The organism is Pseudomonas sp. (assembly GCF_030698175.1).
GTDB lineage: Bacteria > Pseudomonadota > Gammaproteobacteria > Pseudomonadales > Pseudomonadaceae > Aquipseudomonas.
The window spans coordinates 32448-54728 of record NZ_JAUYNT010000041.1 but is presented as its reverse complement, the minus strand read 5'-3'; the positions used below and the strand labels follow the sequence as shown (position 1 = coordinate 54728).

Below are 22281 nucleotides of genomic sequence, written 5' to 3'. Positions count from 1 at the left end.
GACCAAATTCATGAATCGCACATTATTTACTATTATTTTAAGTGCTTCTTTTTTGACTCCGCAATTTGCACTAAGCTCTGAGGTCGTACAGCAGAAGCTAAACACTTTAATTAATGAGGTTGGCTACTTGTGTGGCAACGAGCCAGCAGAAGCAAAAAGCCAAAACCTCGCACAGTCCGCGACCTCCAAGTCTGACCAACTGAAACAAAAAAAGAGTGAGCTACAATCTCATATTTCAGTCATTGATGGATGGGATCTTGTAACAACTATCGAGCAGGCTGTTTTGTCCAACAAGAGTCAGTCGACAACAAAAATCACAAAACTCATTTATCTATTAGGTGCAGCTGACCCTTCATATGCAAATCCAGTCTTACAGAAAATCTATGACCAATCAAAATCTATAGCGGCAACGACGCTACCCAAGGGCACGCCTGTAGAAATCAAAAAAGAAGCACTCAACAGTAGCAGGATCGATATTATAACCGCTGTAATTGATGCTATTGAGCTTAGCGGGACCTACAGCTTGAATGGCGTTTTAAATAAAGAGGCTGCCTCGGCCTCCCCATCATCTGAGAGAGCCAAACTTCTTCTGAAAAACCAAAAGCTATAAATGCCTGTAGGTTAACTGGCTCCGGTCACCGCTCTATGGCAAAAACCATCGCCATAGAGCGGTGCACAATGACCAAGCACCGTTCGTTTTCGCCGAGTTTAAATATGAAGCGAATCAAGAAATCAGGCTGCTTGATTACCCGCATCACTTAATAATCGGGCAAAATAACTTTACCCCATCCAAGATATCCTAAGCCCAGCCATGCGCTGGGCTTTTTTATCCGCCATTTAACCGATTACCTTGCGTCTCGCAGCATGAGCTTGCGGATTTCTGCCGGCTTTATCTACCTGCAGGTGGCATATGACAAAGGCAGGGCAAACACAGCCACGTACATGCGCGGATTGATGTTTCGGTTAATGCGTTGATTTGTTTGGCTCCGTGCTTGAGTACGGGCCTGTGGCATTCGGCAGATTACAACCAACCGTACGGCCTGAATGCCTCATCGATTTGTAGACGTCTTTGAATGCTCGAAATGGATCGGTTTCGGACGTTCGTTGCCTATAGCCTTGGTCGTGTGAACTGCTCATTTGAGATGCAATCGACTGATCAGCATCTATGCAATTTAGCGCTCAAGTCCGTGCAATCACACAAGCCACACCCAACAGCTAGAGCCGCACCAGCAGCCTGTACCGTGTATGCCAGCCTGTATGCTTAAAAATAATAATAATATAAAAACTTTTAAATACAGCAGCTTACAAAACAGGTTAGAGGCCCGTCTGGGCACCATACAAAGCAAGGGCCTAGGTGAAAACCTCGGCCCTTTTTGTTTGCCTGCGATTAATGCGGGCATTTTCAGCGCCAGCCCAATGTGGCTATCCACATCTCCCGCGCAGCGCAGCCTTATGTGTCCCAGCGCACCGACCCCCTGCACCCAATGGGGTGACTCTTGAACGGCGCCGGCAGGTAACTGCGACCGGCACGACGACCTCGCGGCAACCATCCCGGCTTCCCCGGCGCGTCGTCGCTAATTCAAGGAGCACAGCATGTCTAACTCTCTATTGCGCCGCACATTGGCGATTGCCAGCTTCACGGTGTTTGCCGCCTTGGCGGCCTGCGCATCGACCCCTGGCCAAGAAGGCACCGGCGAATATGTCGACGACACGGTCATTACCACCAAGGTTAAAACCGCGGTACTGAATGACCCCGAGTTGAAGGCGACGGAAATCAATGTCGAAACCTTCAAGGGCAAGGTGCAGCTCAGCGGTTATGTGAACTCGCAAGCCGATATCGACCAGGCGGTCGCCGTGGCGCGCGCGGTTAAAGGGGTCAACTCGGTGACCAATGATATGCGCCTGAAGTAACGGCGCCAGCCCTCTGGCACGCAGCTCACCGCAGCGCGCTAGAGGCTAAGCAGTACGCGCCCGCAACGCCATCAGCCCAGGCAATTGTCGCTAGACGCATTCGCGAACTAACGCTTCAGTTCTTCGGAAATCAAAGCGCCAATGGACATGCAACGGATTCTCGCATTCTTGCAATTCCCGCAGCTGACCAAAAGCTTCAAGCTGTGGCCAGCTTCAATCCGCAAGTTCGAATACGAGCCGGCCCTGCGCTCAGAATTATTCAGCGCCGAGCAGATGGCCCAGCACGGCATTGACCTCGCCCAACAACACCGCTTGAGCCCTTGCTCGGCGTCCGACTCGCTGCTGCAACGGCTGGCCGAGAACGAAGTGCTGCTGGCCCGTAGTTGTGAATTGCTGACCAAGGCGACGCTCTCTACCCGCCGGGTAACGCCCGCAGCCGAGTGGTTATTGGATAACTTCTATCTGATTGAAGAGCAGATCCGCACCGCCCAACTGCATTTACCCAAAGGCTATAGCCGCGAGCTGCCACGCTTGGCCAACGGCCCATCGGCAGGCTTGTCACGGGTCTATGACATTGCCCTGGAAGTCATTTCCCACGGTGATGGCCGCGTCGACAGTGACAGCCTGAGCCGTTTCGTCGATGCGTATCAGACGGTTATGCCGCTTACGCTGGGCGAGCTATGGGCGATTCCGATCATGCTCAGGCTGGCGCTGATCGAGAACCTGCGGCGGGTCGCCTCACGGGTGATTGCCGACTGGAATGACCGCAACCTGGCCGATGACTGGGCCGACCGCATGACCGAAATCGCCGAGCAAGATGCCAAGAGCGTGGTCTTGAGCGTCGCCGACATGGCTCGCTCGGCGCCACCAATGACCAGCTCATTCGTCGCCGAACTGGTGCGCCGCCTGCAGGGTCAGAGCGCGGCGTTGGCATTGCCACTGAGCTGGCTCGAACAACTGCTGGCGGAGTCCGGCTCGAGCATTGAACACCTGGTGCAAATGGAAGCCCAGCAACAAGCCGCCGATCAGGTCTCGATTAGCCACAGCATCTGCAGCCTGCGCCTGCTCTCGGCCACCGACTGGAGTGAGTTCGTCGAGAGCATGAGCATCGTTGAACACATGCTGCGCGAAGACCCGGCCGGGGTTTACCCCAGCATGGACTTCGCCACCCGCGACCAATACCGCCATGTGGTCGAGCGGCTCGCCCGCAACAGCGCGACCGACGAAGCCAGTGTTGCCCACGCCGCCATCGAGCTGGCCCGTGCGCAAGCGGATACCGAGCAACTGAGCGCCCATGTCGGCTTTTATTTGATCGACCAAGGCTTGCCGCAACTGGAGCAGCAGATTGGCGCGCAAGTAACCTGGGTGGAAGTCCGCCGCTTGCTGCAAGACCGCGCGCCGCTGGCGATTTACCTGAGCCTGGCGCTGCTGGGCAGCTTGTTGCTGGCCCTGCCGTTTCTGGAGCTGGCGCGCCTGAGTGGCTGGCAGGGCCTGTTACTGGCCCTGATTGGCGTGCCGACCTTGCTGCTGACCAGTCAGTTGGCCATTGGCTTGGTCAACTGGTTGGTGACCTTAACGGTGCCGCCGCACGTGCTGCCGCGCCTGGATTTTGCCGATGGCATTCCCGCCCACGCCCGCACCCTGGTGGTGGTGCCCAGCCTGATTGGCGCTGCTCAGGACGTTGAAGACCTTTGCGAAGGGTTGGAGGTGCGGTTTCTCGCCAACCGTGACCAGCACCTGCACTTTGCCTTGCTGAGCGACTTTACCGACGCCGCCAGTGAAGTACTGGAGACCGACGCGGCCTTATTGTTGCTGGCCCAGCAGCGCATCGAAGGGCTGAATGACAAGTACCCGCAAACCAGTGGTCAGCCGTTTTTCCTCTTTCATCGCCCGCGCCTGTGGAATCCGGCGGATCAACTGTGGATGGGCTACGAACGCAAGCGCGGCAAAATCGCCGAGTTGAATGCCTTGCTGCGCGGCCAGGGGCAGGAGAACTTTGCCTTGATCGTCGGCGACCTCGCGGTGCTGCCGCAAGTGCGCTACGTGATCACCCTCGACACCGACACCCAATTACCCCGGGATGCCGCGCGCAAATTTATCGCCAGCATGGCCCACCCGCTCAACCGCCCCAGTTACGACGCGCTCAAGCAGCGGGTCACCGGTGGCTACGCGATTTTGCAACCACGGGTCGGGATCAGCCTGCCGAGTACCGCCCGCTCGGCCTATGCCCAGTTGTTTGGCAGCGATGCCGGCATCGATCCCTACACCCGCACCGTCTCGGATGTGTACCAGGATTTTTTCCATCAAGGCTCATTTATTGGTAAAGGCATCTACGCCGTGGATGCCTTTGAACTGGCGGTCAACGGCCGCTTCCCGGATAACCGCATTCTCAGTCACGACCTGATTGAGGGCTGCTATGCCCGCGCAGGCTTGCTCAGCGATGTGCAGCTGTACGAAGAATACCCGGCCTGCTACAGCGCTGATGCCCAGCGCCGGCATCGCTGGATTCGCGGGGACTGGCAGTTGCTGCCGTGGATTTTTCCCTGGGCGCCGACCCGCGCGGGTGGTGTGACCCGCAACCCACTGTGCGCACTGTCACGCTGGAAAATGGCCGATAACCTGCGCCGTAGCCTGGTACCCAGCGCTCTGCTGGCGCTACTGCTGCTCGGCTGGTTCGGCGCGGCGCACAGCGGTCTGTGGACCTTGCTGATTGTCGCGCTGGTGCTCAGCGCGCCGCTGCTGCACGCACTCCTGGCACTGCCGCAAAAACCGGCGCAGATGAGTCTCAGGCAGCATCTGCGCAGCGTCATGCGCGCTGCTGGGCAGCACTTGCTGCGCAGCGTGCTGAATCTCGCGTGGTTGCCCCATGAAGTGCTCTACAGCCTGGATGCCATCGGCCGCACGCTCTGGCGCATGCTGATCAGCCACCGCCGGTTGTTGCAATGGCGTCCCTCGCGGGAAGTCGAGCGCTGTAGCAGCAATACACTGCTTGGCCTGTATCGGCTGATGGCGGTCGGCCCGTTACTCGCCGTGCTGCTGGTGCCGCTGCTGCTAGCAACCCCCCTGACGCTGAGCTATGCCGCACCGCTGCTACTGCTTTGGCTGATCTCGCCGGCGCTGGCCTGGTGGATCAACCAGCCAGCGAAGCGCCGGGTTTTTCTGCCCGACGCACAAGAGCGGCAATTTCTGCGCGCACTGGCGCGGCGCACCTGGGCGTTTTTCGACACCTATGTAGGCCCGCAGGATAACTGGCTACCGCCAGACAACGTGCAAGAGCAACCCATTGCGGTGATCGCCCATCGCACCTCACCGACCAATATGGGCATGGCCTTGCTGGCGCACTTATCCGCCTATGACTTTGGCTACCTGAGTGCCGGGCGCTTGCTTGCGCGCCTCGACCAGTCACTGACGAGCATGGCCCGGCTGGAACGCTATCGGCAACATTTCTACAACTGGTACGACACCCTGACGCTGCAACCGCTGCCGCCCTTCTATGTCTCGACGGTGGACAGCGGCAACCTGGCCGGCCACCTGCTGACCTTACGCCCAGGCTTGTTAGCCCTGGCCCATGAGCCGGTGTTCGCCCCGCGCCAGTTCAGCGCGATTATCGACAGCGTCGTGGTGCTGCACGCCGCCTTGCTAGCCGACAACCTGGATGCGCGTCCACTGCAAGCACTGCAGGACGAGTTACAGCGCCTGCAAACTGCGCCCGTGCAAAGCCTGGCCGAAGCCTACACGGCGCTGCACGGGCTCACCGTGCACAGCCAGACGTTGGCCGCCACCTGCCAGGCGCCGCCACTGAGTGACAGCGTCTTTTGGCTGCAGGCGCTGCTGGCCCACTGCATCGACCTGCAGAGTGAACTGGCGCAGGTGCTGCTGCCCGCAGTGGCCGGCAGCCAACAATCGGCCTGGCCAACCTGGGAGCAATTGGCACACCTGGATAGCGGCGCCTGGCCCGCGGCCGAGCGTGAGCAGGTGGTTCGGGTGCAACGCTGCGCCCAGCAGCGCATCGCCACCGCCACGCGCTTGGCGCAACTGGCGGGCGACATGGCGGTCATGGACTTTGAGTTTCTTTACGACAAGCGCCGAAACCTGCTGGCCATCGGCTACAACATCGAAGAACGGCGCCTGGATGCCGGTTATTACGACCTGCTGGCCTCGGAAGTGCGCCTGACCAATTTCGTCGCCATCGCCCAAGGTCAGTTACCGCAAGAAAGCTGGTTCAGCCTCGGCCGCCTGCTGACCAGCAATGGCGGCGTTCCCGTGCTGCTGTCGTGGTCGGGGTCGATGTTCGAATACCTGATGCCGATGCTGGTCATGCCCAGCTACGCCGACACCTTGCTGGCGCAAACTTGCCGCGCCGCAGTGGCCCGGCAAATTGAATACGGCAACCAGCTGGGTCTGCCCTGGGGCGTGTCCGAGTCGGGCTACAACCTGCTGGATCTGCAGCAAAACTATCAATACCGCGCCTTCGGCGTGCCTGGGCTGGGGCTCAAACGCGGGCTCGGCGAAGACCTTGTGGTGGCGCCCTACGCCAGCGCACTGGCCTTGATGGTCGCCCCGCAAGCCGCCTGCCAGAACTTACAACGCTTGACCGGCGATGGTTTAGCCGGGCGCTTTGGCCTCTATGAAGCCATCGACTACAGCCCGGCGCGCCTGCCGCAGGGGCAAAAGTCGATGATAATTCGCTCGTTTATGGTCCATCACCAGGGTATGAGCCTGCTGGCGCTGGCCAGCGTCTTACTCGGCCAGAAGATGCAACGCCGGTTTGAGGCCGAGCCGCAGTTTCAGGCCAACACCCTGCTGTTGCAGGAGCGTATTCCGAAAACCGCCACGCAGTTTTTGCACGCCGCGACCTTTCCCGCCGTTAACCCGGCGACGCTGGCGGCCCAGACCAAGCTGCGGGTGATCCGCGATCCAAGCCGCTCGCGGCCCTCAGTGCAATTGCTCTCCAATGGCCGCTATCACGTCATGCTCAGCAGCGCCGGCGGCGGTTACAGCCGCTGCCGGGAGTTGGCGGTAACCCGTTGGCACGAGGACATCAGTTGCGATAACTGGGGCATGTTCTGCTACCTGCGCGATGTCGCCAGTGGCGAGTTCTGGTCCAGCGCGCACCAGCCGACCCTCAAACAGCCGCAGAGCTACGAAGCGATTTTCTCCGATGCCCGCGCCGAATTTCGCGTGCGTGAACATGATTTTGACAGCCACACCGAGATCGCCGTCTCGCCCGAGGACGACATCGAGCTGCGCCGCATCAACATTACCAACCGCGCCCGGGTGCGGCGCACCCTGGAGCTCACCAGTTATGCCGAAGTGGTGCTGGCGCCGACGATTGCCGACGCCCTGCACCCGGCCTTCAGCAATCTGTTTGTGCAGACCGAACTGGTGCCGGCGCTGCAAGCCATCATCTGCAGTCGCCGGCCGCGTGCCAGCAGCGAAGCCGTGCCCTGGATGTGCCATTTACTGGCCGCCCACGGCGTCGATATCGACTCGATCTCCTACGAAACCGACCGTTCGTGTTTTATTGGCCGCGGCCGCAGCATCACCCATCCGGCAGCCATGGACGACAGCCCTCGCGGCGATGGCCGACTGTCCAACAGTGCCGGTTCGGTGCTCGATCCAGTGGTGGCGATCCGCTGCCGGATCACCCTGGACCCAGGCCAATCGGCCAGCATCGACCTGGTCAGCGGCCTGAGTCATAGCCGCGAGGGTTGCCTGCAACTGATCGGCAAATACCGCGACCGCTACCTGGCCGACCGGGTCTTCGACCTGGCCTGGACCCACAGCCAGGTGCTGCTGCGTCAACTGAATGCCTCGGTGGCCGATGCGCGCCTGTACGAACAGATGGCCGCCTCCTTGATCTACGCCAACGCCGCGCTGCGCGCCGAAAGTGCGCTGCTGAGCGGCAATCAACGCAATCAGTCGGGGTTGTGGGGCCAGGCGATTTCCGGCGACCTGCCGATTGTGCTGCTGCAAATCGACGACTCAGGACAGATCGAACTGGTCCGCCAACTGGTGCAGGCCCATGCCTACTGGCGGCAAAAAGGCCTGGCGGTTGATCTGGTGATCTGGAACGAAGACCAAGCCGGCTATCGCCAGCACCTGCAAGACCTGATCATGGGCCTGATCGCCTCGGGGATTGAGGCCAATTTGATCGACCGGCCGGGCGGTATTTTCGTGCGCAGCGCCCAACAACTGTCCCCGGAAGACCGCACGCTGATGCAAGCGGTGGCGCGCATCGTCATCACGGGCAATCGCGGCAGCCTGCACGAGCAAATGCACCGGCGCCGGGTTGAAGTGGCCTTGCCACGCTTTGATCCGCGTTATCTGCGCGCCCTAAAACCCTTGCCCGCCCACGTGCCCGCGCCGGACCCGAGCCTGTTGCTGAGCAATCCTTATGGCGGGTTCGCCGCCGACGGCCGCGAATATGTGCTGACCCTGCGCCCCGGCGCACCCACCCCCGCGCCCTGGGCCAACGTGCTGGCCAATCCGCAGTTTGGCAGCGTGATTTCCGAAAGTGGCAGCGCTTACACCTGGAGCAGCAACGCCCATGAGTATCGCCTGACGCCTTGGCATAACGACCCGGTCGGCGATCTCAGTGGCGAAGCACTGTACCTGCGCGATGAAGACAGCGGCAATTATTGGTCGCCAACCCCGCTGCCACGCCGCGGCAGTGGCGCCTACATCACCCGGCACGGTTTTGGTTACAGCGTCTTTGAGCACGAGGAAGACGGTATCCACAGTGAGCTGTGGGTGTACGTGGCGCTGGATGCGCCGGTGAAATTCTCGGTACTAAAGCTGCGCAACAACTCGGGGCGGGCGCGCCGCTTATCGGCCACCGGCTATGTCGAATGGGTGCTGGGGGATCTGCGCGAAAAAACCGCCATGCACGTGGTGACCGAGTCCGACCCGCAAAGCGGTGCACTGTTCGCCCGCAACGCTTATTCGATGGAATATGGCGGGCGGGTCGGATTTTTTGATGTCGACTGGCCGGGGCGCAACATCAGCGGCGATCGCAGCGAGTTCCTCGGCCGTAACGGCAATTTGCGCGCCCCCGCAGCGATGAGCCAGCCGCGCCTGTCCGGGCGTATCGGCGCCGGGCTCGACCCCTGCGGGGCGATTCAGGTCGGCTTTGAGCTGGCCGACGGGGCCAGCCATGAGGTCATCTTTCGCCTCGGTGCCGAGCATGACGCTCGCGCCGCGAGCAACCTGGTGCAGCGCTTGCGCGGCGTCGGCACGGCCGCCATCGCCCTAACCGCGGTGCGTAACTACTGGCAAACGACCCTGGGCAAGGTGCAGGTGCAAACCCCGGACCCGCAAGTCAATGTGCTGGTCAACGGCTGGCTGCTGTACCAAGTGATTGCCTGTCGCTTCTGGGCGCGCAGCGGTTATTACCAGTCCGGCGGTGCCTTTGGTTTTCGTGATCAGCTGCAAGACAGCTTGGCCATGCTGCACGCCACCCCGGCCAGCACCCGCGCGCATTTGCTCCTGAGTGCCAGCCACCAGTTCGCCGAAGGCGATGTGCAGCACTGGTGGCACCCGCCGCAGGACCGTGGCGTGCGCACCCAATGCTCGGATGATTTCCTCTGGCTGCCACTGGTCACTAGCCGCTATGTGCGGTTGACGGCCGATAGCAGCGTGCTCGACGAAACGGTTGGCTACCTCGAAGGTCGCCCGTTAAATACCGGCGAAGAGTCCTACTTCGACTTGCCCAGGCGCTCAGCCCTGCAAGAAAGCCTCTACCAGCACTGCGTCAGGGCCATCGAACATGGCTTGCGGCGCGGCGTGCATGGCTTGCCGTTAATCGGCTCAGGGGACTGGAACGACGGCATGAACCGCGTCGGTGAACAGGGCCTGGGCGAAAGCATCTGGTTGGGCTTCTTCCAGTATCAGGTGCTGCAGACCTTTGCCGAGACCGCCCGTGGTCATAACGACGAGGCCTTTGCTCTGCGTTGCGAGGCGCAAGCCGCACTGCTGCAAAGTAGCCTCGAAGCCCACGGCTGGGATGGCGCCTGGTACCGGCGCGCCTACTTTGACGATGGCACGCCATTGGGTTCGGCCAGCAATGACGAATGCCGCATCGACTCCATCGCCCAGAGCTGGGCGGTACTCTCCGGCGCTGCCTCGCCGGCGCGCCGCAGCGCCGCTATGGAAGCCCTCGACCAGCATCTGGTGCGCCGCGATTTGGGCCTGATCCAACTGTTCGAGCCACCTTTTAATGACTCGGCACTGGACCCTGGCTATATCAAAGGCTACGTCCCCGGCGTGCGCGAAAACGGCGGCCAGTACACCCACGCCGGCGTCTGGGCGGCCATGGCCTTTGCCGCCCTGGGCGACAGCGCGCGGGCCTGGGAGCTGACGCGCATGCTCAACCCGGTCAACCACGGCAACAGTGCTGAGGCGATTGAGGTCTACAAGGTCGAGCCCTACGTGGTGTGCGCTGACGTCTATGCGGTGGCGCCCCACGCAGGCCGTGGCGGCTGGAGCTGGTACACCGGTTCGGCGGGCTGGATGTATCAACTGCTGGTCGAATCCTTGCTCGGCTTGCAACTGCAAGGCGCCCGCCTGCGGCTAGTGCCGGTACTGCCGGCGCAGTGGCCGGGGTTCAGCCTGACCTATCGTTTTGGCGTTACCGAGTACCTGATCGAGGTGCGGCAAACCAGCACGGCCGACAGCCAGCAGCAGGTCAGCCTGGATGGAGTGTTACAAGCCACGGCAGAGGTGCTGTTGGTCGACGACGGCGCTGCACACCGGATTGATATTGAGTGCCGCAGCCAACCTTGATGGGCAAACTAGCAGGGGACGCAAGGCTATGTACCGTTACGTGTTGAAGACCGATTTCGTAGGGTGGGTTAGCGGCGCCACGCAGGCTCAAACTTCTGCTCGCAGTCAGTGCGCCGCGTAACCCACCAAGCGGTTTCAGACTCTGCGAAAATTAACGCGGCATAAAACCTGTGTTGGGTTACGCGGCGGCTTGAACCGTAGCGCTGCTTAGCTCGCGCCAGCCGCCGCTAACCCAACCTACGAATGCCCGGCCTCAGGCAATTAACACCTTGGCGGCGAATACCCAGCCATAAAAAAACCGGACAGAGTCCGGTTTTTTTATGCCTGTTACAGGTCATGCCAAACGCTTGGCGAGCCTTAACGTTCGATCATTTGTTTAACTTCGGACTTCTGGATTTGCTGGTCACGGCCTTCTTCATCTTGGTAGTGAAGCATGTCGGTTTCTTCATCCAGCTCGGGTTTTTCGTTGCTGGTGATCATTTTGCCATCGTTGGTGGCGATGATGTATTCACTCGCGCAACCGGTCAGGCTCAACAAGCAGCAAGCCGTAATTAGCAGCTTTTTCATGGTGTTACCTCTAAGGTTCGAACTATTAACAGCAGTTAAAAATCTATCTTCAGCGGGCCGGGCTATGCGCTTAGCGCTTTCTGCCAACGACCAGCAGCAAACCGCCGAGCAGCAGCGCACCAAGGCCGACGCCCAACGGGATATTCACCCGCTGCTCCTCGTCCACCGACAAATGCAGCGCGCCGACATCGGCCGTGTGGGTTTCCTTGGTGTAACTGAAACCGCCATAGGCCAAGCCCAGGCCACCGGCGATCATCAGCACGATGGCCACACTGGTTAATCCATTCATATAGATCCTCCGCTAACGTCTACAGCGCCGCTAAACAATGCGACGCCCTTGAATCACCCGTACCAGCACCATGACGATGGCCACGACCAGCAGAATGTGAATAAGCCCACCCATGGTGTAGGACGACACCAGCCCTAGAATCCACAGAATCAGCAAGATGACCGCGATGGTTTGCAACATAAGGTTGATCTCCCAAGCAGCGCGTTGATCGCCGGTGCGATCAGCATGGCCTCAGGGTGATCGCTCTAGCGGCCAGACTCGGTACGCCAGCACACATAAGCGCAGTTATTTATCGCGGCGCAGCACCGCTGTAGACGCGGATATGTGCGTTATCGCGCAAAGAGGGCACTCAATCGCCGATAGGCTGTCCCATGGAAGGAGGACTTTCCCCAGACCCACAGGATGGTGAGCAGCATGACTCCGCAACGAAATCATTTATTGGCAGCGTTACCCACAGAAATTCAACAGCGTTTATTCGCGCAACTTGAATTGGTAACGCTGCAGCAGGGCCAGGTCTTGTACGAATCCGGCGACACCTTGCGGCATGTGTATTTCCCCACTGACGCGATTGTTTCACTGCTCTATGTGACCGAAAGCGGTGCCTCGGCCGCCATCGCCATGGTCGGTAACGAGGGCCTGGTCGGGGTGGCGTTATTTATGGGCGGTGAAAGCACTCCCAGCCGCGCCATAGTGCAAAGCAGCGGCGCGGCCTATCGCTTGCCGGGGCAGAAGCTTAAAGATGAATTCAACCAGCACTCCGAGCTGATGCTGCTGCTGTTGCGCTATACCCAAGCGCTGATCACCCAGATGTCGCAGACCGCCGTGTGTAACCGCCATCACGCCATCGACCAGCAACTGTGCCGCTGGCTGTTGCTGTCCCTTGACCGCCTGCCGGACAACCAGCTCAGCGTGACCCAGGAGCTAATCGCCAATCTGCTTGGCGTACGCCGCGAAGGGGTCACCGAGGCCGCCGGCAAGTTGCAAAAGCTCGGGGTGATCGACTATTGCCGTGGCCATATCAACGTCCTCGACCGCGAGGAGCTGGAAGCCCTCAGCTGCGAGTGCTACGCCGTGGTCAAACAGGAAAACGACCGTCTGCTGCCCTACGGCTGCAGCCACAACCACAAAAGCAAGGCCGAGAATTTAAAGCCGCTCAAAGCCAGCGGCCACTTTGTGTCTTAGCGTACAGACCGCAGCCTGCTGGGTGCCGCAGGCTGCAGTAGCGTGCTGGTCACCGCACCCAGCACGCGCCAGACCTTGGCTGACTCCGTGCGGCGGGATCCGAGCATGTCCGGCGCCGATGCACTACCCGTGCTAAATCAACTGATTGAGCACTTGCCCAACAAACCCCGGCACAGCCTTTTGCAGCGCTGCGAGCTGGTCAATCTGGAGTTCGGCAGCACCCTCTGCGAGCGTGGCCAGCCGTTTCGTCATCTGTACTTTCCGCTCACCGGTTTTATCTCGCTGGTGGCCTTAACCGATGGCCATCCACCCTTGGAGATGGGCCTGATTGGTAACGAAGGCATGCTCGGCGGCATGCTCACCCTGGGCGTCAACCGAGTGCCACTGCGGGCCGTGGTGCAGGGCTCCGGCACGGCGCTGCGGATGACCGCCAGTCAGTTTCGCCTTGAACTGCGGACCAACCCGGCATTGCTGCGCACCCTCAATCGCTACCTCTATGTGCTGATGGCCCAGCTGGCGCAAACCGCCGCCTGTAACAGCTTCCACGAGGTGCCGGCGCGGCTGGCGCGCTGGCTGTTGATGAGCCACGACCGCGCCCATGCCGAGCACTTTTACCTGACCCATCAGTTTCTCGCCGAAATGCTCGGCGTGCAGCGCAGCGCCGTGACCATCGCCGCCGGCGCGTTACAGCAGCAAGGGCTGATTCACTACAGCCGCGGCAAGATCACCGTGCTGTCACGCGGCGGCTTGGAAAACGTTGCCTGTGAATGCTATGCAGCGGTGAACAACGACTACGACGCGTTATTTACCGCGCCGGCAGTGCATTAACAGGCCGGCGCCCCACTCACAGCAAATCGATGCGCCTGCGCGTCAGCAACAGGGTGAATTGCTCCACCGCCAGCGGCGGACTGAACAAATAACCCTGGCCCTCTTCACAGTGCTGGGCCAGCAGAAACGCCAGTTGCTCGCGGCTTTCTATACCTCCGGCGGCTAGCCGCTGCTTGAGGCTATTGCCCATGGCCAGCAAGGCGCTGACGATCACCCGATCATCGCCTGGCGAGTCAAGCTTTTGCACAAACGACTGGTCGATCTTCAACACACTGATCGGAAACTGGGTCAGCTGACTCAGGCTCGAATAACCGCGGCCAAACTCATCCACCGCCAGCTGCACCCCCAGCGCACTCAGCTGCGACAAAACCAGCGCACTGAGTTCAGCCTCACGCACCAGCGCACTTTCGCGAATTTCCAGTTGCAGGTCGCAGGCGTTGAGTCCGCTGGCTTGCAGCGCCGCACTGACAGTGGCGACAAACTGCGGATGGCGAAATTCCCCCGCGCAAATATTCACCGCCATGGTTGCGCATCTAAGCCCGGCGGCGCGCCAGCGTTGCGCCTGACTACAGGCCTCCTGCAGGACCCAATGGCCGATCTCGACCAGCAGCCCGCTGTCTTCGGCAATCGCGAGAAACCGCTCCGGCAGCAGCTGCCCCAACTGCGGATGATTCCACCGCAACAAGGCCTCGGTGCCGGTAATCACCCCGCTGCGCAAATTGACCTTGGGCTGGTAATGCAGAATGAATTCGTTGCGCCCCAGGGCATGGCGCAGTTGATTTTCGATTAGCTGCCGCTCAATCGCCTGGTTATTCATGTCCGGGGTAAAAAACTGATAGGCATTGCGCCCCAGCTCCTTGGCCTGATACATGGCGGTATCCGCATGCTTGATCAGCGCCTCGGCGTTTAGCCCATCACCGGGATAGGAGCTGATACCAATACTGGCGGTAACCAGCAGCTCGTGGCCCTCGAGCCGATGCACCGCGGCCAGCGCAGTGAGAATCTTCTCTGCGGTCAGGGCCGCGTCCTCGGCGTAGTTGTCTTGCGCCAGCAATAGCACAAACTCATCACCGCCCTGGCGGCTGACGGTGTCGGAGCGGCGCACGCAGGCGCACAGCCGTTGCGCCACCGATTGCAGCAGCTTGTCGCCAATGCTGTGGCCAAGCGAATCGTTGATCTGCTTGAAATTATCCAGATCGAGAAACATCACCGCCAGATGCTGACCACGCCGCTCGGCCAAGGCAATGGCCTGGCCGATGCGGTCGTTGAGCAGCACTCGATTGGGCAAGTTGGTGAGAAAGTCATGCTGGGCCAGATAGGACATTTTCAAGGCCATGAGCTGCCCGTCGGTGACGTCATGGAACACGATCACCGCGCCACTCAGTTGGCCGTTGGCGTCGTGAATCGGTGCGGCCGAATCCTCAATCGCGCGCTCCCCGCCATCACGGTGCAGCAGCACAGTGTCCACCGCCAACTTCATCGGCGCATTCTGCTGCAATACCAGCTCAATCGGGTTCGGCCGAATCGCCCGGGTGGCACCATTGAGGATGCGCATCACCACACTGATGGGCTGGCCGCGGGCCTCCTCGCGGGACCAGCCGGTCATGGTTTCGGCCGCCACGTTGAGGTAATCAACATTGCCCTGCATGTCGGTACCGATCACCGCATCACTGATGGAGTTAAGCGTCACTTCGGCGCGCAGCTGATCGCTAAACACGCCCTCCTCGACGACTTTACGCTGGATGATATTGCGCAGCGATTGCGCCACCAGATAGCTGTCAAAATGATCCTTGGACAGATAACCCTCAGCGCCGCGCTCCACCGCCAAACTGGCCAGGCCCTCGTCCGCAACCCCGCAGAGGGTCATGATCGGCACCTGCGGCGCAGTCGCAAACAGCTGGTCGAAGGTGTCGATGCCGTGGCTGTCCGGCAACGCCAGGTCAACCAGCAGCGCATCCACATTGCCCGCTTCCAGACGTGGCAGGGCGTCACTCAGCCGTTTTACCCATTCGACGGCATAGGGCTCGTCCTGAATATTGCTTAACACTTCACCTAACGCCTGGGCGTCACCGGCATCGCCGGTAAGAATCATGACTCGACTCACCATCCTGCCTCCTGATAAAACCCTGGCCAGCCGCAGTGGCTGGCCGAACACTGGCCTAGAAGCTCAGAGCCTGAGCATTGACGCTTTTGATCGGTTGAACGCCGCGTGCGTTATTCATCAACTCAATGACCAGAGCCTGTTCCACACTGCGGTTCAGCATGCCAGTCAGGACCACACCAGCGTCGGTACTCACTCCCACATCAGCACCGCTGACATCGTTGGAGTACAACAAGGTCGGTTTAACCTTGTCGGCAGTCCAACTTTCGGCAACTTTCTGACCGGCGGTGCTCGCACTGCCGGTCCTCTGCGCGACCTTTAATTGGTTATCGACCGAGACCACGCCACGGGTACTCAGCCCCATACGGCCGGCCAGTTCCTTGGCCTTGGCGCTCTCGACCAGGCCCGTTAAGGTGACCTTGCCGCTCAGGGTTTCAACCGTCACGGCCTGGGTGCTGGTGTACGTGTTCCCGAGCAATTTGGATTTGACTGCGGCACTGATGCTGGCATCTTCAACCACTTCGCGATAACCACGGACAGTGGAAACTGGCAGGCTGAAGCCGGCTTGCACGACGATCTGGTTATTGACCGTTTTGATCCCGTTAACCGCCAAGGCAATTTGCTTGGCCAGGTCTTTTTTGAGCGTTTCATTGACCCTGCCAGTCAAGGTCGCCCGGCCTTCATGCACGCTGACGCTCAAGTCACTGGTGCGCAGATGGGGGCTCAGGGTGTAGGTGGTCCAGATCTGGGTTTCCTGCCGGGCCGCAGTAATATCTTGCGCCGTGCTGGCTGCCAAGACACCCATGGCCGCCATCGACAACGCAATGCTGGTGATAATGAGTAGCTTGTGGGCGTGGCCATACATAGCGGTTCTCCATCCTGGGAAAATGCCGACACCCGCCAGCAGCCCAATAGCTGCATCGACGTCAGGCCAGCGTGGGGTTCAACTGGCTACTTGAGTTCGACGGCGCTAGCGACCTTGTGCACCGCCGGCAGTGCCGTAACAGTGGCGCTATTGCCGCCCGGAGCAGGGTTGGCTTGAGCCTGTGGCTGATTCTGCTCGGCGTTATTGGCGTCGCCCTTGGGCGAGTTGTAACCAGCGGGCTTATGCATGCTGACCTCCAGTGAACCCCGCGTCCGGCAAAATTGCTAAACGCCGCGCAGCCACCATAGGCGGTCGGCGCCAAACCGTCGGTGCGCTAGCGCACCTAGGCCCGAGCTAGACAGTCCGGGAGTCAATTCTGTGAAGCGCTTCACCCAATCGCAGTGCCGCACTGACGACGCGCTTACAAACCGCAAGGCGCAGGCGTTAGGCCAGCCGCAATGGCTGGCCGCGCATGGGTTTAGAAGCTCAGGGCCTGGGCGTTGACGCTTTTGACCCCGCGCACGTTATCCGCCAACTCGATGGCCAGGGCCTGTTCGGCACCACTGCTCAGGGTGCCCGTGAGGCTGACCACACCGGCGTCGGTGCTCACCCCCACATCCGCGCCGCTGACATTGCTGGAGTACAGCAAGGTCGATTTGACCTTGGCGGTAATCCAGCTGTCGGTAATTTCCTGGCTGGCGGCGGCGGTGGTTTGCTTGGCGCTATCGGTCATCTTGCTGGCAGTGCTGGCAAGCTTTAATTGGTTGTCGACCGAGACCACGCCACGGGTATTCATCGCCATGCGGCCGGCCAGTTCCTTGGCCTTGGCGCTCTCGGCCAGGCCGGTTAAGGTGACCTTGCCACCCAGGGTTTCAACCGCCACGGCCTGGGCATCGGTGTACTTGCTCCAAATCAGTTTGGATTTGACTGCGGCGCTGATGCTGGCATCTTCAACCACTTGGCTATAACCACGGGCCGTGGCGGCTGGTGGGCTGAAGTCGGCTTGCACGACGATCTGGTTATCGACTTTCTGGATGCCGTTAACCCCCAAGGCAATTTGCTTGGCCAGGTCTTTATTGACCTCTTCATTGACCTTACCGGTCAAGATCACCAAGCCTTCATTCACCGTGACACTCAAGTCACTGGCGCTCAGATAGGGGCTCAGGGTGTAGGTGGTCCAGATCTGGGCTTCCTGCCGAGCATCGGTAATGTCTTGCGCCACGCTGTTGGCAGAAGCGCTCATTGCCGCCATCGACAAGGCCACGCCAGTGGCGATCAGTAGCGTGCGGGGTTGGTTATACATAGTGGTTCTCCATCCGGGGAAAATGCCTGCACCGGCGCGCCAGCCGCTCAATTGCGACGGCTACGCCAGGGCAGCAGGGGTTCAACGCATTACTTGGTTTTGTCGAGGAAACGCTTAACTTGCTGGTCGGCTTCGTCGCGGGTGACCGCGTAGCGCTCTTGCACCAGGCCGGCGAGTTTTTCGAGTTGGCCTTGGGACTCCAGCAGCTCGTCTTCCGTCAATTTGCCCCAGGCAATTTTGGCCGCACCTACGTGCTGCTTCCATTTGCCTTTGAGTTCGTCAGGCAAGCTCATGCGGGATGTCCTTCATCATTGATTTGCTGTGCAGCCGGCGGCACCGTCACGGTGACGTGACTGCTGCACAGGGCAGGCTTGGCTTGGCCGCGCGCTAAATTCTGCTCGGCGTTATTGGCTGCGCCCTTGGGCGAGTTGTAACCAGCGGATTTATGCATGCTGACCTCCAGTGAACCCGGCGTTCGGCAAGATTGCTAAACGCCGCGCAGACCACCATGGGCCATCACCGCCACTGCGTCGGTGCGCTAGCGCGCTTAAGCCGTGCGCGGACCTGCCTACAGGTTTGACCCTCTGTTCGTTGGCGAACAGACGTTGGCCGGCGTGGCGCGGATGCTGTGAACTGCTGCAACCAACCCCACCAATAGCAGTGCCGCGCCGCCGGCCGCGCAGCCGTCGAGCACTCACTGCGTTTACCTTGCCGCTTTAGGAGTCAGCCATGCTGCTTAAATCCAGCCATTCGCAACCCGCCGAGAAGGCCTCTGACGCAAAATCCATCGCCATTGCCAAACTCAAAGCCGAAGGCATCGCCTCGGGCGTCTCCCGTGAATTTCACAATCTGATTACCGACATCGAAGACCTGATCAAAGACACCGCAACCCTCACCGGCGACGAGCTGGCCCAGACCAAAGTCATGCTCACCGCCCGCGTCAACGCCGCCAAAGAGGTGCTGGCCGGACTGGGCAATACGGTGTCCGAACAGGTGCGCAAAAACAGCGAGCGGACCAATGAGTACGTCCACGCGCAACCTTGGCGCGCCATCGGCGGCGTAGCCGCAGTGGCCTTTGTACTGGGCCTGCTGCTCAACCGCCGCAGCTAGGCGAGAGCTGTCATGCCCGAACAGCCAGCCGCGCCTTTCACCTTTAAGCCGTTGGCCGTGCTGCGTTTGTTACGCGCAACCGGCAGCGCCTGGCTGGCCCAGGCCAGTCTGCACGGGCAACTGCTGCGGATTGAATGGGCGCAAGAGCAGCAGCGGCTGCTGTCGATGTTACTGATGACCCTGCTGGGCTTTAGCTGTTTGCTCTGCGCCCTGTTACTGCTCAGCGCCTTGGTATTAATCCTGAGCTGGGATAGCGAGTTGCGCATCCCCGTCTGGATCGCCCTGATCGCCTTCTACAGCCTTGGCGCAGGTTTGGCGTGGTGGCGTTTTAATCGCCTGTCAGCACTCGGCGAGCAGGCTTTTGCCGCGACCCGCACAGAGCTAAACGCCGACCTGAACCTGCTCAAGAGCAAGCTATGAGCCTCTCCGCCACCTCACTGGCGCTGCGCCAACAACTGCAGAACCAGCGCCTGCTGATTGGCCAACAGCTCGAACCTAACGCCGCCAGCGGTGCCTACCCACGCAGCCTGACGATGCGTTTTTTAACCGCCCGACCGGCGTTGGCAGCACAACTGCTGACCGAGGTTGCCACATTAGCGGTCGGCGGCCGCCTGATTCGCTCACTCAGCACCGCCCTGATGGTGGCACGCTTAGTCCGCACGCTGGCGCTCAAGCGCCGACAACGCTTACTGCTGGCAGCGCAAACCCCGCCGCTATAAACCGCTGCCCACTTCGATAACGCACCTCCAGCGATTATCGGCCGCACGCCCCACTGTGTTCGCCTGCGCACAGACAGCTGCTGGGCCAGTCCCTAGGCTCAAAAAATCGCCGTATTGCACGGCCTCGCACAACATAAGGAGCATCGACATGGACGATTACCGTCATCACGTCTCGGGGTTTTTCCCGCACCGCGATAAAGCCGACAGCACCTTGGCCACCCTGCTCGAACACGGCATACCCAGCGCGCAACTACAGATTTTTGTTGACGCTGGGCAAGTGCCGCCCGCCCCTGCGCCACAGAGAAAAAGCAATGGGGTACTCAAAGACATGTTGGTTGACGGTGCGATTGGCACTGCCGTCGGCGGCGGGCTCGCCGGTCTGGCGAGCATTGGCTTGGCTGCGGCCAACGTCAGTTTGTTTATTGCCAGCCCGTTACTGGCGCCACTGATGTTGTTCGGTGGCGGCGCCAGCCTGGGCGGTTTCTTCGGTGCCGTAGTCGGCGCCTCTGCCGGCGCCGGCGACCATCAAGGGCGCTTTGCCGACCTGATTAGCACGGCGATCAAAGCCGGTGATGTGGTGCTGGTGGCCGAAACCTTCAGCGCCAAGCAAACCGCCATCGCCCGTGAGGTTATTGCGGCCGCCGTCGGCGAATACAAAGACCTCAGCCTGGCTTGAAGAAAGCTATGCCCCCTTCTGTGCTACCCAGCGCAAACTAAACGCGCTCGGCGCTGGAGCAGTTTCACTGTAGTTTGGTGCTGGGCGGTTTGAGCCGGCTCGCCTGAACTTTAAAGCGGGCTTTGCGACGATCGTACAGGGCCATCAGCGGCGTCACGGAAAACCCATGCAGCACTACCGAGGCGGTGACGGCGGTCAGGGTGATGGCAATAAACTGCTCGACCAATGGACTGGGCAAGCCATGGCTGATGGCGAACATCAGGTAGTACACCGAGCCGATGCCGCGAATCCCGAACCAACCGATCAGCCGGCGCTGATCGCCGCTAAAGTCGGTACCGAGTAAACCCAGCCAAACCGACACCGGTCGCACGAACACAAACAACACGATAACGACCACCAGCACGCTGGCATCCACCCGGATAAGCGCCAGCATGGCACCGACCACCAGTACCACCGTGACTTCAGCAATGCGTTCCAACTGCTCATTGAAGCCACGCACGCCTTGCATCATGTAGGCGCTGGCGTGCTTGGGGTCGGTAGTGCAATCGTCCTGGGCTTGCTGGCCGAATAAACCGACAAACCCGGCAACGCCCGCGCCGTCCTGTTTGTCTCGCTCTTTAACCCGCTGCAGTGCCAGCCCGGCGGCAAACACCGCGAGAAGACCATTGGCCTCACAGAGCACCGCCACCCCGTACGCCAACGCCACCAGACCCAAGGCGAGAAACTCATCCAGGCCCAGCGACTCATGATGGCGACTGCGCAGGTACACCACCAGCTTGCCGACCAGGGTGCCCAGCAGCGCGCCGAGCAACAAGCCAATGGCAATCGCCCAGAGCACCTCGACCGCCAGCCAATGCCAGCCCCAGGGGCCAAGGTCATGCAGGCCAAGCAAGCCCAGCCCGAGCAACACAAACGGCAACGCCGCACCGTCATTAAAGCCGCCCTCACCGGTCAGGCTAAAACGCAACCAGTCACGGTCGGCGGCGCTGGCCACTTGCACATCGGCGGCCAGCACCGGGTCCGTGGGTGCCAAGATACCGCCCAGCAGAATCGCTGCGCCAAGCGACAAGCCCAAGCCATACACCCCGATCAGAGCGATCAGGGCGACGGTCAGGGTCATCGAAATAAACACTAAGCGAATCGGCATGCGCCACAGCCGGTCGGTCAGTGGCAGGCCGAGTTTTAAGCCGGCGGCAAACAGTGAGATCAGCATGGCGACCTCGCTGATGCGCTCCAGCAACAGCCCATGCAGCAGCGGATTAGGCGTCAGCAGGGCAAACCCGGCCGGGCCGAGAATCACCCCGGCGAGCAGGTAGAACATGGCCATGCTCAGTGGCAAGCGTTTGAGTAACGAACCGAACAGCACCATGCTGACCAGCAGGATGCCGATGATGATGGCCCAGAGCGCGAACGTCATGGCCTCGTTCATGTTGACGGAGCCCTTTGCGCAGGCCGGCTCAGGTGGTTTTCAATCATTGGCCCCTCTTGCCAACCCGACTCGGCGTGAACCCGGCACGGGGCACCGGCAAAGGTGCAAACGGGCAATGCACCACCCCCTGCGCCGACACGTAAAACGTTGTCACCAATGGCAGGGGTTTGGCACTGCGCCGGTCGAGTCGCAGATTGGGAAAGGCGACGACATGCTGCCCGCCCTCCGCGTTGCGCTCAAAGTCTTTGAGCACTTGCTGGGTCAAGTCGTTATCGCCGGACCTGTACATGCTGACCTCCAGTTGCGCCGAGCTCGCGCAGAATTGCGAGCCACGTAACCGCGACAATGGCAGCCCAACTGGCCAGCGTCGGTGCGTTAGCACGCTTAGCTGAGGTTCCAACCTGCTGGAGTTCACGCTGCCCTTGGTGAGCGAGGCGCGCAAAAGCCGCCGCGGGGGTATGAACTCAGCCACCCAGCAAGTCGGCACAAAAAATCTGAACTAATCCAGGCTTTGCTA

Annotated in this window: 20 protein-coding genes; 9 read left to right on the top strand and 11 right to left on the bottom strand. The window is 60.4% G+C overall.

Translation table 11 applies throughout. The features are described from left to right. Positions 1-10 precede the first annotated feature (10 nt). The 3 genes from Q8R10_RS19955 to Q8R10_RS19945 all read left to right on the top strand — a co-directional run bounded on the left by Q8R10_RS19955 (position 11) and on the right by Q8R10_RS19945 (position 10695). Positions 11-610: a hypothetical protein gene (locus tag Q8R10_RS19955; RefSeq protein WP_305655792.1), complete on the top strand. Its 600-nt coding sequence runs from the start codon at positions 11-13 to the stop codon at positions 608-610. 983 nt (positions 611-1593) lie between these two features. Continuing rightward, positions 1594-1911, top strand: coding sequence for a BON domain-containing protein (locus tag Q8R10_RS19950; RefSeq protein ID WP_305655790.1), 318 nt, complete (start codon positions 1594-1596; stop codon positions 1909-1911). 141 nt (positions 1912-2052) lie between these two features. Then, the gene (locus Q8R10_RS19945; RefSeq protein ID WP_371133376.1) at positions 2053-10695 is read left to right on the top strand and encodes a GH36-type glycosyl hydrolase domain-containing protein; all 8643 of its coding nucleotides are present in this window, start codon (positions 2053-2055) and stop codon (positions 10693-10695) included. A gap of 357 nt (positions 10696-11052) precedes the next feature. On the opposite strand, the gene Q8R10_RS19940 is transcribed toward Q8R10_RS19945, so the two are convergent. From Q8R10_RS19940 to Q8R10_RS19930, 3 genes are all read right to left on the bottom strand, one after another. Then, a complete protein-coding gene (locus Q8R10_RS19940) occupies positions 11053-11262 on the bottom strand; it encodes a YgdI/YgdR family lipoprotein (RefSeq protein WP_305655787.1) in 210 nt (69 codons plus the stop codon). A 70-nt stretch (positions 11263-11332) separates the two neighbouring features. Next, complete coding sequence (locus tag Q8R10_RS19935; protein ID WP_305655785.1) at positions 11333-11551, bottom strand: hypothetical protein; 219 nt, start codon at positions 11549-11551, stop codon at positions 11333-11335. 30 nt (positions 11552-11581) lie between these two features. Beyond that, positions 11582-11731 carry a lmo0937 family membrane protein gene (locus tag Q8R10_RS19930; protein WP_305655783.1) on the bottom strand — a complete coding sequence of 50 codons (150 nt, stop codon included), beginning with the start codon at positions 11729-11731 and terminating at the stop codon, positions 11582-11584. A 234-nt stretch (positions 11732-11965) separates the two neighbouring features. On the opposite strand from Q8R10_RS19930, the gene Q8R10_RS19925 reads away from it, so the two are divergent. Continuing rightward, positions 11966-12733 carry a Crp/Fnr family transcriptional regulator gene (locus Q8R10_RS19925; protein WP_305655782.1) on the top strand — a complete coding sequence of 256 codons (768 nt, stop codon included), beginning with the start codon at positions 11966-11968 and terminating at the stop codon, positions 12731-12733. A 105-nt stretch (positions 12734-12838) separates the two neighbouring features. Next, entirely contained in the window at positions 12839-13561 is a 723-nt protein-coding gene (locus Q8R10_RS19920) for a Crp/Fnr family transcriptional regulator (protein WP_305655780.1), read from the top strand. Between the two features lie 16 nt (positions 13562-13577). Here the strand turns inward: Q8R10_RS19920 and Q8R10_RS19915 are convergent, their stop codons facing one another. The 6 genes from Q8R10_RS19915 to Q8R10_RS19890 form a co-directional block, all read right to left on the bottom strand. Continuing rightward, entirely contained in the window at positions 13578-15665 is a 2088-nt protein-coding gene (locus Q8R10_RS19915) for a bifunctional diguanylate cyclase/phosphodiesterase (protein ID WP_305655778.1), read from the bottom strand. A gap of 55 nt (positions 15666-15720) precedes the next feature. After that, positions 15721-16527 carry a BON domain-containing protein gene (locus Q8R10_RS19910; protein WP_305655776.1) on the bottom strand — a complete coding sequence of 269 codons (807 nt, stop codon included), beginning with the start codon at positions 16525-16527 and terminating at the stop codon, positions 15721-15723. 86 nt (positions 16528-16613) lie between these two features. Continuing rightward, a complete protein-coding gene (locus Q8R10_RS19905; RefSeq protein ID WP_305655774.1) occupies positions 16614-16775 on the bottom strand; it encodes a hypothetical protein in 162 nt (53 codons plus the stop codon). A 230-nt stretch (positions 16776-17005) separates the two neighbouring features. Then, complete coding sequence (locus Q8R10_RS19900; RefSeq protein WP_305655773.1) at positions 17006-17830, bottom strand: BON domain-containing protein; 825 nt, start codon at positions 17828-17830, stop codon at positions 17006-17008. An 89-nt stretch (positions 17831-17919) separates the two neighbouring features. Continuing rightward, on the bottom strand, positions 17920-18123 hold the full coding sequence (locus tag Q8R10_RS19895) for a CsbD family protein (RefSeq protein ID WP_305655772.1): 204 nt from the start codon (positions 18121-18123) through the stop codon (positions 17920-17922). Continuing rightward, positions 18120-18281 (bottom strand): hypothetical protein, encoded by a 162-nt coding sequence (locus tag Q8R10_RS19890; protein ID WP_305655770.1) that lies wholly within the window; start codon positions 18279-18281, stop codon positions 18120-18122. The genes Q8R10_RS19895 and Q8R10_RS19890 overlap by 4 nt, the downstream gene beginning before the upstream one ends. Positions 18282-18559: 278 nt before the next feature. Between Q8R10_RS19890 and Q8R10_RS19885 the strand changes: the two genes are divergently transcribed. The 4 genes from Q8R10_RS19885 (at position 18560) to Q8R10_RS19870 (ending at position 20335) form a co-directional block, all read left to right on the top strand. Next, positions 18560-18940 (top strand): YqjD family protein, encoded by a 381-nt coding sequence (locus Q8R10_RS19885; RefSeq protein WP_305655768.1) that lies wholly within the window; start codon positions 18560-18562, stop codon positions 18938-18940. A 12-nt stretch (positions 18941-18952) separates the two neighbouring features. Then, the gene (locus Q8R10_RS19880; RefSeq protein ID WP_305655767.1) at positions 18953-19360 is read left to right on the top strand and encodes a phage holin family protein; all 408 of its coding nucleotides are present in this window, start codon (positions 18953-18955) and stop codon (positions 19358-19360) included. Beyond that, entirely contained in the window at positions 19357-19659 is a 303-nt protein-coding gene (locus Q8R10_RS19875) for a hypothetical protein (RefSeq protein WP_305655766.1), read from the top strand. The genes Q8R10_RS19880 and Q8R10_RS19875 overlap by 4 nt, the downstream gene beginning before the upstream one ends. A 148-nt stretch (positions 19660-19807) precedes the next feature. After that, a complete protein-coding gene (locus Q8R10_RS19870; RefSeq protein ID WP_305655765.1) occupies positions 19808-20335 on the top strand; it encodes a hypothetical protein in 528 nt (175 codons plus the stop codon). Between the two features lie 64 nt (positions 20336-20399). Here Q8R10_RS19870 and Q8R10_RS19865 read toward each other — a convergent pair whose 3' ends face one another. Continuing rightward, on the bottom strand, positions 20400-21752 hold the full coding sequence (locus Q8R10_RS19865; protein WP_305655764.1) for a sodium:proton antiporter: 1353 nt from the start codon (positions 21750-21752) through the stop codon (positions 20400-20402). Between the two features lie 55 nt (positions 21753-21807). Next, positions 21808-22053 (bottom strand): hypothetical protein, encoded by a 246-nt coding sequence (locus Q8R10_RS19860; protein WP_305655763.1) that lies wholly within the window; start codon positions 22051-22053, stop codon positions 21808-21810. Positions 22054-22281 lie beyond the last annotated feature (228 nt).